This is a genomic window from Agrococcus casei LMG 22410 (assembly GCF_900163565.1).
Lineage (GTDB): Bacteria > Actinomycetota > Actinomycetes > Actinomycetales > Microbacteriaceae > Agrococcus > Agrococcus casei.
Genome location: NZ_FUHU01000046.1, coordinates 122892 through 133636, shown reverse-complemented (window position 1 = coordinate 133636; position 10745 = coordinate 122892). Strand labels below are relative to the sequence as shown.

General features: G+C 64.7%; 11 protein-coding genes. 3 read left to right on the top strand and 8 right to left on the bottom strand.

What is annotated here, in order from left to right:
• A partial coding sequence (locus CZ674_RS13500; RefSeq protein ID WP_143244757.1) for a transposase occupies positions 1–227 on the bottom strand: 227 nt, incomplete at its 3' end.
• A gap of 18 nt (positions 228–245) precedes the next feature.
• On the opposite strand from CZ674_RS13500, the gene CZ674_RS13495 reads away from it, so the two are divergent.
• Complete coding sequence (locus tag CZ674_RS13495; protein ID WP_143244756.1) at positions 246–1598, top strand: hypothetical protein; 1353 nt, start codon at positions 246–248, stop codon at positions 1596–1598.
• A gap of 49 nt (positions 1599–1647) precedes the next feature.
• Here CZ674_RS13495 and CZ674_RS13490 read toward each other — a convergent pair whose 3' ends face one another.
• Entirely contained in the window at positions 1648–2304 is a 657-nt protein-coding gene (locus CZ674_RS13490; protein WP_086993033.1) for a dienelactone hydrolase family protein, read from the bottom strand.
• A 105-nt stretch (positions 2305–2409) separates the two neighbouring features.
• Here CZ674_RS13490 and dcd point away from each other — a divergent pair, with 105 nt between their 5' ends.
• The gene (gene dcd, locus CZ674_RS13485) at positions 2410–2991 is read left to right on the top strand and encodes a dCTP deaminase (protein WP_086993032.1); all 582 of its coding nucleotides are present in this window, start codon (positions 2410–2412) and stop codon (positions 2989–2991) included.
• A gap of 61 nt (positions 2992–3052) precedes the next feature.
• Here dcd and CZ674_RS13480 read toward each other — a convergent pair whose 3' ends face one another.
• From CZ674_RS13480 to CZ674_RS13465, 4 genes are all read right to left on the bottom strand, one after another.
• Positions 3053–4753, bottom strand: a complete 1701-nt coding sequence (locus tag CZ674_RS13480; RefSeq protein WP_086993031.1) for a dipeptide ABC transporter ATP-binding protein — start codon at positions 4751–4753, stop codon at positions 3053–3055.
• Complete coding sequence (locus CZ674_RS13475; protein WP_086993030.1) at positions 4750–5778, bottom strand: ABC transporter permease; 1029 nt, start codon at positions 5776–5778, stop codon at positions 4750–4752. Before CZ674_RS13475 ends, CZ674_RS13480 begins: the two co-directional genes overlap by 4 nt.
• Positions 5778–6848, bottom strand: coding sequence for an ABC transporter permease (locus CZ674_RS13470; protein ID WP_234988605.1), 1071 nt, complete (start codon positions 6846–6848; stop codon positions 5778–5780). Before CZ674_RS13470 ends, CZ674_RS13475 begins: the two co-directional genes overlap by 1 nt.
• A 79-nt stretch (positions 6849–6927) precedes the next feature.
• Positions 6928–8568: an ABC transporter substrate-binding protein gene (locus CZ674_RS13465; RefSeq protein WP_086993029.1), complete on the bottom strand. Its 1641-nt coding sequence runs from the start codon at positions 8566–8568 to the stop codon at positions 6928–6930.
• A gap of 373 nt (positions 8569–8941) precedes the next feature.
• Here CZ674_RS13465 and CZ674_RS13460 point away from each other — a divergent pair, with 373 nt between their 5' ends.
• The gene (locus CZ674_RS13460) at positions 8942–9622 is read left to right on the top strand and encodes a nucleoside/nucleotide kinase family protein (RefSeq protein ID WP_086993028.1); all 681 of its coding nucleotides are present in this window, start codon (positions 8942–8944) and stop codon (positions 9620–9622) included.
• Between the two features lie 16 nt (positions 9623–9638).
• On the opposite strand, the gene CZ674_RS13455 is transcribed toward CZ674_RS13460, so the two are convergent.
• On the bottom strand, positions 9639–10184 hold the full coding sequence (locus CZ674_RS13455) for a hypothetical protein (protein WP_086993027.1): 546 nt from the start codon (positions 10182–10184) through the stop codon (positions 9639–9641).
• Positions 10184–10705 carry a hypothetical protein gene (locus CZ674_RS13450; RefSeq protein ID WP_143244755.1) on the bottom strand — a complete coding sequence of 174 codons (522 nt, stop codon included), beginning with the start codon at positions 10703–10705 and terminating at the stop codon, positions 10184–10186. Before CZ674_RS13450 ends, CZ674_RS13455 begins: the two co-directional genes overlap by 1 nt.
• Positions 10706–10745 lie beyond the last annotated feature (40 nt).

Genomic DNA, 10745 nt, shown 5'->3' with positions numbered 1-10745 from the left:
GAGATGATCTGGCGCTCACGAACAAGCTTCAGGAACTCGGCTTTCAGATCAGCAGAATACTGGCGCGGTGCTGCCCGCTGCATTGATAGGCCAGCTTTTCGCGCCCACGTGTAGCCAGCATCCTCGTGAACATCGACAGCCCGAGCTGCAGCTCGAACGGTCCCACCCAGGTCCAGCAACCGGAAGAAATCTTCCTTTTGAGCATCCGTGTACTTCTTCCCAGCCATCACCACACCCTCCATCAGGTGTTGCGACGACCACTGGAATCCAAGACGGTCAGTGACCTCGCGGGCGACGGCGTGACCGTGAACGGCAGCGACTTTCCTACAGGCACGGCAGTCGCCCTGTCGATCGGAGGCACGAATGCCGGCACGGTAACCACAGCAAGCGACGGCACATTCAGCACCACCGCATCCGCTTCCGTCTCCCCCGGCACCCACACCGTGACCGCAACCGCAGGCGGCGAGAGCGCCACCAGCAGCCTGGTGGTCGAGGCTGACCCCGTGGTGGTTGAGGATCCTGAAATCTCGGTGACTCCCTCGACGCTGACCGAAGACGAGCTCTTCACCTCAGGCGTCACAGTGCATGGCAGCGACTTTGCCGCTGACGCCGAAGTGACGCTAACGCTGGGCGACTCGACCGTGGTCGTGTTCAGCGATCGCGACGGCGCGTTCACCGCTGTCATCATGGCGAGCCTGCCAGCGGGCACCCACACCGTCGCAGCGAGTGCGAACGGACAGTCGGCGAGCGCACATGTCGAAGTGACCGAGGATCTGTTCAACCCCCAGCTGTCGGTCGCGCCCACAGAGCTCACCGTGACCGACCTCGCCGACAGTGGCGTCACAGTTCAAGCCACCGGCTTCCGTCCGAGCACACCGGTGACGGTGCTGTTCGACGGCGAAGTGTGGCACGAGTTCACGGCCGATGCCGACGGCAATGCCAATGTCGTTCTGCAGCGCGGCAACGTCGCGCCGGGCGATCACACGATTACCGTCGAGCAGAACTGGGTCAGCGGGGCAAGCTGGCTGACGTCATTCGGCGAACTCGCCACGAGCGTGACGATCACCGTGACCGCCGACGAGCCCGTCTACACGCCCGAGATCATGATCAACCTCGACAAGCCCACGGTGACCGATCTCGCCGACGGCGTGACCCTCTCGGGCAATGGCTTCGCTCCCGAAACAGTGCTGACGCTGCTCTTCGACGGCGAAAGCATCGGAGAAGTCACGACGGATGCTGACGGCGCCTTCTCGACGGTTGTCGCCCTCGACGGCATCGAACCCGGTGAGTATGAGATCGCCGTGCGCGGCGATGACGCAGTTGCGACAACGATCATCACAGTCGTGGCCGATGACGACGACGGCGAGACAGACCCGACGCCCAGCGAGACGACACCCCCGAGCGAGACGACGAGCCCAAGCGACTCGCCGAGCCCTTCGGCACCGGATCCCACCGACATCGGCTCTGACGACGACGCGTCAGACGAGCTGCCTGTCACCGGTGCTGGCGCCGCAAGCATCGCGATTGTCGCGATCGCAGCGCTGCTGGTCTTCGGCGGCGCACTGCTGGCCCGAGCTCGTCAGCTGCGACGCAGCTGACAGCAAGGTATGCGGGGCGGCCACGGCTGCCCCGCATACGCGCTGCGCGTCAGGCTGACGGCAGCTGCTCGCTCAGGTACTCGATAGCGCGCGCGAGGGCCTGCTCAGACGCATCTCTGTCGTACACGTCGTCTCGCTGCTCGTTCGCGAACCCGTGCCGCGCATCCGGAATCATCTCGATCTCGATGCCATCGAAGCCCTCGGCCGCCATCGTCTGCTGCAGCTCGTGCGCCGCGCTCGATCCTGCTTCGTCGACGTCGTCGCCTGCCAGCTGAAACAGCACCGGCACGCGCACGTGGCGCTGCGGGTCGATCGGGGTTCCGTAGACGGCTGCGACTGCATCGACTCCCGGATGCTCGGCTGCGTACGCGAGCGCCAGCTTCACTCCCATGGAGTAGCCGATCAGTGCGACGGCCGGGCTGCCGAACGCACGGGCCTCGCCGACGATCTCCTGCAGCACGCGCATCGCGTCGGGGAGCGTGTCGAGGCGCTCGCGCATGAGCGTGCGCGCATCGGTGACGTCGGTGGTGGTTCGACCGCTGTAGAAATCCGGAACCGCCACTCGGTGCCCCGCTTCGACCAGCCGCCGGGCCACCGCATCCGTCCATGGCAGTCGCCCCATGAAGTCGTGCAGCACGACCGCGAGCGGCGCGCCCTCGGGGCCGTACCAGTGCACTTGGGCGTCTGAAGAAGAGTTGATGACCATGTCTGGCTCCTTTGCGCAGCGTGCAGTGTGCTTCGAGTCTTGCCCCCTCGGGCAGAGCCGTCAACCCAGGGCGCGCGAGGGCCGCTCACCGCTTAGGCTTGACCCATGCTGCTGAGTGACCGCGACATCCACGCCCGCCTCGCCGAGGGAAACATCGGACTCGACCCCTTCGACCCTGCGATGGTGCAGCCGTCGAGCGTCGATGTGCGACTCGACCGGCGCTTCAGGCTGTTCGACAACCACAAGTACCCGTACATCGACCCGTCAGAGGACCAGCCCGAGCTGACCCGGCTGCTCGAGACTGCGCCTGACGAGCCGTTCATCCTGCACCCGGGCGAGTTCGTGCTCGGCGCGACCTACGAGGTCATCTCGCTCGGCGATGACGTCGCAGCACGGCTTGAGGGCAAGTCATCGCTCGGACGCCTCGGACTGCTGACTCACTCGACCGCCGGCTTCATCGACCCCGGATTCTCGGGGCACGTGACGCTCGAGCTCTCGAACGTGTCGACGCTGCCGATCAAGCTCTGGCCTGGGATGAAGATCGGGCAGGTCTGCTACTTCCAGCTCTCGAGCCCGTCGCAGCACCCGTATGGCACCGGCGACAACCTCAACCGCTACCAGGGTCAGCGGGGCCCGACCGCGAGCCGTTCGCACCAGAGCTTTCACCGCATTCGCATCGAGGACTGACCCGTTTGTTGCGAAAAAGGTGCGTGTTTGACCGTCAAACACACACCTTTTTCGCAACAGACTACTGAGACTGCAGCTCGTGCAGCCGCTCTCGCCGCTTCGCCTGCTCGACCGGGTCGGGCACGGGCAGCGAGGCCAGCAGCCGCTGCGTGTACGGATGCTTCGGATCGCCGAGCACCTCGGCACCGGTGCCCTCCTCGACCATCTCGCCGTGCAGCAGCACCGCGATGCGGTCGGCCAGCATGTCGACGACAGCAAGGTCATGGCTGATGAACAGGCACGCGAACCCGAACTCATCCTGCAGCTCGTTGAACAGCTCGAGCACACGCGCCTGCACCGACACGTCGAGCGCGCTCGTCGGCTCGTCGGCGATCAGCAGCTTGGGCTTCAGCGCGATGCCTCGTGCGAGCGACGCACGCTGACGCTGTCCGCCCGAGAGCTCGTGCGGGAAGCGGTCGGCGAACGCCTTCGGCAGCTGCACCGACTCGAGCAGGTCATGCACCTGCTGCTGCGCGTCTTCGGCATTCTCAGCCTTGCCGTGCACGATGAACGGCTCGGCAACGTTCTGCCCGATCGTCAGCAGCGGGTTGAAGCTCGTCGCCGGGTCTTGGAACACGAAGCCGATGTCAGAGCGCAGCGGCTTGAAGTCGCGCTCGCGCACTCCGAGCATCTCGGTTCCGAGCACCGTCATCGATCCGCCTGAGACTGGGGTCAGACCAGCCATTGCGCGACCGATCGTGGTCTTGCCAGAGCCCGACTCACCCACCAGCCCGAGCACCTCGCCCGGGTAGATCTCGAAGTCGACGCCCTTCACGGCCTTGAACCCCGAGCGACCGAAACGGCCCGCGTAGGTGATCTCGAGGCCCTTGGCGACGACGGCCGGCTCGAGCGCCTCGCCACGGCCACGCTGCTCAGCGCGGTCGACGGCGCGAGCCGCAGCGCGCGAACGCCCCATGCCCACGTGCGGCACGGCATCGAGCAGCGCCTTCGTGTAGTCATGCTTGGGCGATGCGAACAGCTCGTGCACCTCGGCCTGCTCGACAAGCTTGCCCTGGTACATCACGGCCACGCGATCGGCGAGGTCTGCGACGACGCCCATGTTGTGGGTGATGATGACGACGGCCGTCTCGAACTCGTCGCGCGCGCGGCGCAGCAGATCGAGGATCTCTGCCTGCACCGTCACGTCGAGAGCAGTGGTCGGTTCGTCAGCGAGAATCAGGCCGGGGCTCTGCACGAGCGCCTGCGCGATCACGATGCGCTGCTTCTGACCGCCCGAGAACTGGTGCGGGTACTCCTTGACGCGCTCAGCGGCGTTCGGAATGCCGACCTTCTCGAGAATCTCGACGGCCATCCGCTGGGCTTCCTTGCGCTTCACCTTGGTGTGCGCGCGGATGCCCTCGGCGATCTGCCATCCCACCGGGAACACCGGGTTCAGCGCCGTCGAAGCCTCCTGGAAGACCATCGCGACCTCCTGGCCGCGCAGCTGACGCATCCGCTCGCCGCTGGTTCGCACGATGTTGTGCTCGCCGCCAGACTTCGACTGCAGCACGACCGCGCCGTTCGCAGTCGCCGTCTCGGGCAGCAGGCCGATGATCGTGCGAGCCGTCACCGACTTGCCCGACCCGGATTCGCCGACGATCGCCAGCACCTCGCGCGGATGCACGTCGAGTGTGACGCCGTCGATCGCCTTGACGTCGCCGCCGTCTGTGGCGAACGAGACCGACAGGTCGTCAATCGCAACAATGCTCTTCTGGTCGCTCATGCTCGTGCCTCCTCGTCGCCGGTGTCGGCATCCGTCTGTGCGTCTGCCTGCTCGGCCTGAACACTCGTGCTCTGCACTTTTCCGCCGCCGGATGCGCGGCGCGTCCGCAGTCGCGGATCGGCAAGGTCGTTGAGGCTCTCGCCGACGAGCGTGAGCCCGAGCACTGCCAGAACGATTGCGAGGCCGGGGAACAGCGCCGTCCACCAGACGCCACTGGCGACATCGGCAATCGAGCGGTTGAGGTCGTAGCCCCACTCGGCTGCACTCGATGGCTCGATGCCGAAGCCGATGAAGCCGAGGCCCGCGAGCGTCAGCACCGCTTCGGCCGCGTTGAGCGTCATGATCAGCGGCAGCGTTCGCGTCGAGTTGCGCAGCACGTGGCGGAACATGATGCGGCCGCTGGATGCGCCGATCACCTTCGAGCTCTCGACGAACGCCTCGGACTTCACGCGCACGACTTCAGCGCGCGTGACGCGGAAGTACTGCGGGATGAACACCACGGTGATCGAGAGCGCAGCAGCGAGGATGCCGCCCAGCATGTCGGACTGCCCTCCCGAGATCATGATCGCCATGACGATCGCGAGCAGCAGCGACGGGAATGCGTAGATCGCGTCGGCGACGACCACCAGGATGCGGTCGAGCCAGCCGCCGATGTAGCCGGAGACCAGGCCGAGCAGCACGCCGATGAACAGCGAGAGCACGACGGCCATGATCATGACGAGCACAGCGGTCTGCGAGCCCCAGATGAAGCGCGACAGCACGTCGTAGCCGCCGACCGTGGTGCCGAACCAGTGCTCGGCGTTCGGTGCGACGCGAGCGCCGAATGCGCCCGAGTCATCACGCAGCTGCGAGTAGCCGTAGGGTGCGATCAGCGGCGCGAAGATCGCCATCAGCAGGATCAGCGCCGTGATGATGAGGCCGATGAGCAGCATCCATCGCTGGAGGCCGACCGACTTTCGGTACTCGCGGATGATCGGCAGGCGATGCAGCAGCGGTGCCTTCTTCGAAACGGGTGCGGTGGTCATCAGTACCTCACTCTCGGGTCGATGAATGCGGCGATGACGTCGACGATGAAGTTCGAGACCGCGACGATGACTGCGAGCAGCGCCACGATTCCCTGCACCGCGACGAAGTCTCGTGCCTTGATGTATTCGATCAGCTGATAGCCGAGGCCCTGCCACTCGAAGGTCGTCTCGGTCAGCACTGCGCCGCCCAGGAGCATCGCGATCTGCATGCCGATCACCGTGATGATCGGGATCAGCGCGGGGCGCCATGCGTGCGTCGCGATCAGGCGGTGCTCGCGGACGCCGCGCGAACGAGCGGCGGTGATGTACTCGGTGCCGAGCGTGCCGATCATATTCGTGCGCACAAGACGCAGGAAGACGCCGGCGGTCAGCAGGCCGAGTGCGAGTGCCGGAAGCACCGCGTGGCTGAGCACGTCGAGCACGACGGCAGGCTCACCGGTCTGGATCGCATCGATCAGGTAGATGCCGGTCGGGTTGTCGATCAGGATGAGGTCACGCCTCGAGCCGGTCGAGATGCGGCCGGCGACCGGAAGCCATCCGAGCCACACCGAGAAGATGAGCTTGAGCATCAGGCCCGCGAAGAACACGGGAACCGCGTAGGCGAGGATCGCGAAGGTGCGGAGGCCCGCATCCTGCCACTTGTCGCGGCGGTAGGCGGCGATGCGGCCGAGGGGGATGCCGACGATGAACGCGACGACGAGGCCGTAGAAGGCGAGTTCGAAGGTTGCCGGACCGTAGGTCATCAGCACGTCGAGCACCGGGCGGTTGTCAGAGATCGTGGTGCCGAAGTCACCGCGCAGGAGGCCCCCGAGGTACTCGAAGTACTGCTCGTAGAGGGGGCGGTTGTAGCCGGCTTCTTCGATGCGGGCGGCCAACTGGTCTGCTGGCAAGCGGTCGCCGAGAGCGGCAGAGATCGGGTCTCCTGTCACACGCATGAGCAGGAAGACCATCGTGACCAGAATCCACACGGTCGGAATGATCAGCAGCAGTCGCACGAGCAGGTACTTCCACAGCGACGACGACTTGCGCTTCTTCGCAGTCGCTGTCTGAGCTGTGGATAATGAGCTCACGTCAGTCAATCAAGGCTCCTTTCCGGGCCCTCGAAATGGCAGTGGGCCGGGGAGTGCATCCCCGGCCCACTGAATTCGGTTACTCGTCGATGCCGAGTGCCGCGTAGCGGAACTTGAACGATGCGTCGAGGGTGTCTTCTGCGCCCGTCACGTTCGTGCCGGTGACAGCGACCTGCTGTCCCTGCAGGTACGGAAGGGTGCTGAGGTCGCCGGCGACGATCTCCTGGATCTGACCCAGCAGAGCGGAGCGCTCGTCGGGGTCTTCAGTCGAGACCTGCTGTGCAATGAGGTCCTGCACTTCGGTGTTCGAGTAGTGGTTGATCAGGAAGTTGTTCTCCGAGAAGAACGGCGTCAGGTAGTTGTCGGCGTCTGAGTAGTCGGGGAACCAGCCGAGCTGGTACACCGGGTACACGTCTTCGCGACGGTCCTGCGAGTACTGTCCCCACTCAGTGGTCGACAGCTCGACCGTGAAGAGTCCGGTCGACTCGAGCTGGTCCTTGATCAGTGCGTACTCGTCACCCGACGAAGGGCCGTAGTGGTCGTTCGAGTACTGGATGTTCAAGGTGACCGGCTCGGTGATTCCGGCTTCTTCGAGAACTGCAGCTGCCGCATCCGCGTCCGGTCCGCCTTCTCCGTCGCCGTAGAGGTCCATGAGGGGCTGCGTTGCGCCCGTCAGGCCGTCCGGAACGAACGAGTAGAGCGGCGTGTAGGTGTCCTGGTAGACCTGCGAGGCGATCTCGGCGCGGTCGAGCAGGTGTGCCGCAGCCTGGCGGACTGCGAGAGCCTTCTCTTCGTCGGCTTCGCCGGTGCCTGCACCGAAGGGCATCGTGTCGAAGTTGAAGACCAGGTAGCGGATCTCGCCGCCGGGGCCCTCGACCACGTTCACGTTGTCCTGGCCGCGCAGGTCGTCGATGTCGGTTGCCGACAGCGAGCGGTAGGCGACGTCGATGTTGCCTTCCTGGATGTCGAGCTTCAGGTTGGATGCGTCGGTGTAGTACGAGACGAGCACGGTCTCGGTCTTCGCAGCCGGCAGCAGACCCTGGTACTCGGGGTTTGCCTCGTATGCGACGAGGTCGTTCTCGCTGTAGTTCGTGATGACGTACTGGCCGCCGAACGCGTTGGCGTCGACGATCGTGTCGGGCGTGGTCAGCTCGTCTGCCGAGAAGACCTCTTCGTCGACGATCGGGCCGACGGGGCTCGAGAGCACCTGCGGGAAGGTCTGGTCGTTCTCGCTCTTGAGCGTGAAGACGACGGTGAGGTCATCGGTTGCCTCGACGCTCTCGAGGTTGCCCAGCAGCGACGAGGGGCCGTTCGGGTGAGCGATCGAGAGCTGGCGGTCGAAGCTGAATGCCACGTCGCTCGAGGTGAGCTCGTTGCCGTTGGCCCATTTGAGACCCTCAGGTAGCGTCACCGTGTATTCGGTCGGAGCCGTGAACTCTGCGGACTCAGCGAGGTCGGGCTCGACGTCTGACGAGCCGAAGGGTGTGCCCATGAGCATCGGGAACACCTGCTGTTGCACTGAGAACGAACCATTGTCGTAGCTGCCTGCAGGGTCGAGCGAGACGATCTTGTCGGTCGTGCCGATGACGATTTCATTGCCACCGCCGCCATTGCCTTCGTCACCCTCACCGTTTCCGCCAGCGCACCCTGCGAGAACGAGAGCCGAGGTGGCTCCGATCGCGAGAATGGACACTGCGCGGCGCTTGTTGGTCAACGCCATGCTTTCTCCTTTGATTCACGGCCGCCGAGAAGCCCGGGGCCCAGCCGGGGGACTCCGGCTCGCACGCAGGCCAGTCTCCCGCCGAGGAGCGCTCGTGGCCCTCTCAACCCACGAAACGTATCCAAATCGTTGCAAAGTTGCGGGACGCTCAAATGATTATGTCTGATATAAACAGGCCGGTCACAGCCGTGTTTCGACTGAACCTCGACTGTTGCGCTACGAAGCGACTGCCTGACGGCCCTGGCGAAACAAGGAGGCCGCTTCACCCCTGCGATTCTGAAGCTGTGCCCGAACCCTCTCCGCACACAAGGGCGCTTGACGCCACCCACATCTGCCTCCGCGCCCCTGACAGGCACCCCGTAATGTGACAACCATGTCGACAGCCAGCTCTCGAATGCCCATCCTCAGACAGCTCCTGGCAGAGATGCAGCAGATTTCTCCCAATGAACGCGCGCTGATTGCCATTGACGGCGTGGACGGAGTCGGGAAAACTCATGTTTCACAAGAGCTTGCTCGCTTGGCAGTCAGCCTCGGCGGACGGCCGATCGCGAGAGTAAGCATCGACGGCTTTCATCTCCCAAAGGCAGATCGCCTAAAAGCCGGCTTGGGACCTCAAGGGTTCTTCCGCGGCTCGTATCGATACGACACGTTCCGCGAGTGCGTCGTGGAACCAGTGCGGGCAGGCGACCCGATGACACCGGGGGTGTGGGATGTAGCTCTTGACGAACCAGTGGCGGCGTCGAAGGTGCTTGTGCCATCGAATGGCATTGTGCTGGTCGACGGAATCTTCCTGCAGCGCAGCGAACTGGCGGACGTCTGGGATGCTGTCGTCTGGGTGGAAGCTCCGTTTTCGATCACTGTCCCTCGCGGCAACGCTCGATTTCCTGGGCGCCATGATGCGGATCCCGATGCACCGTCCAACCATCGCTACGTCGGAGGCCAGCGACTCTACATTGCAGAGGCTGACCCACGAGAGAGCGCTACATGGGTTCTCGACAATTCGGACCTCGAACACCCGATCCTGCACGGACCGCTTGAGGACAAACCCGTCTGACTACGCGAACGCCGCCTTAGAGCGCAAGGGCGTCGAACAGGATGCCGACCAGCGGAATCTGGATCAGGCCGGTCAGCAGGAAGATGCCAACTGAGATGAAGCCCATGATCACGGCGCCCTTTGCCATCCTGCGACCCTGCTTGCGATGAGAGCGTGCACCGAACGCTGCAAGCAGGCTCAGTGCGAGCCCGAGCAGCTGCCCGATGATGGCAACCCACAGCAGCACCCAGTTGAACAGCCCGCCGCCCGATGCAGGCGAGAAGACTCCGTCGAGCGTGTTCGTCATGATGACTCCCAGGCCGAGGTACATGACCACGATCGCACCGCCGCCGAGGCCGAGCACCGACCAGACGAGCGCCGCGATGCTGACGCCGAACCACGGTGTCGTGCGGCCCGTGGGCGCTGGCTGACTGGACGCCGCGTGCCCAGCTGAGGAATGCCCTGGTGACGGATGCGCGACCGGGTTTCCGACGGGGTTTCCGACCGGCGGCATGTCGGGCAGACGGCCGCCATACTGCTGGCCGCCTTGCTGCTGGCCCAGGGGGTTGTTGACGGTGTTCATCAGATGAGACTCCCAAACAGCCAGATCGCCTGCGCGACCATGACGACGGTGATGAGTGACGCGAGGCCGAATGCGATCCAGCCGACGACCTTCGGCATCTGCGCGCTCTGGCCCATCGGCACGAGCTGACGGTGCAGGCGCCCCGCACGAATGGCGCACACGAGGCCCACGACGGCAGCCGCGGGAATCGATGCCAGCCAGATCATGAACCCGATCGCGACGAGCCCGCCGAGCATGGGCCCTGCATCGCCGAGCGCGAACGTGAGCAGTAGACCTGTGAGCGCGACCGTGTACGCAAGCACGACAGCGAAGAACGCGGAGCCGATGTTGATGAACGCGTACCCCAGCGCGATCCAGCTCCAGATCGTGAGGCGCTTACGTGACTTCTGCTGTGCGGGGTCAAGTGGAACGACCGGCATCGGCGGCCGGTCGTAGTGATAGTGAGGCTCCGGGTGCCCATAGAACGAGGGCCGCGCCAGCTCCTCAGGCGGGGCCATCTTCATGTGCACTTCAGAGGACATGCCTCCAGTCTGCCCTGCCACCCCGAGAATGCGCTCCATG

What these genes read in the sequence shown, in the direction of transcription:
- CZ674_RS13450 (WP_143244755.1), bottom strand. Translation starts at nt 10,705, where the DNA reads ATGTCCTCTGAAGTGCACATGAAGATGGCCCCGCCTGAGGAGCTGGCG.
- CZ674_RS13465 (WP_086993029.1), bottom strand. Translation starts at nt 8,568, where the DNA reads ATGGCGTTGACCAACAAGCGCCGCGCAGTGTCCATTCTCGCGATCGGA.
- dcd (WP_086993032.1), top strand. Translation starts at nt 2,410, where the DNA reads ATGCTGCTGAGTGACCGCGACATCCACGCCCGCCTCGCCGAGGGAAAC.
- CZ674_RS13455 (WP_086993027.1), bottom strand. Translation starts at nt 10,184, where the DNA reads ATGAACACCGTCAACAACCCCCTGGGCCAGCAGCAAGGCGGCCAGCAG.
- CZ674_RS13460 (WP_086993028.1), top strand. Translation starts at nt 8,942, where the DNA reads ATGTCGACAGCCAGCTCTCGAATGCCCATCCTCAGACAGCTCCTGGCA.
- CZ674_RS13480 (WP_086993031.1), bottom strand. Translation starts at nt 4,753, where the DNA reads ATGAGCGACCAGAAGAGCATTGTTGCGATTGACGACCTGTCGGTCTCG.
- CZ674_RS13490 (WP_086993033.1), bottom strand. Translation starts at nt 2,304, where the DNA reads ATGGTCATCAACTCTTCTTCAGACGCCCAAGTGCACTGGTACGGCCCC.
- CZ674_RS13475 (WP_086993030.1), bottom strand. Translation starts at nt 5,778, where the DNA reads ATGACCACCGCACCCGTTTCGAAGAAGGCACCGCTGCTGCATCGCCTG.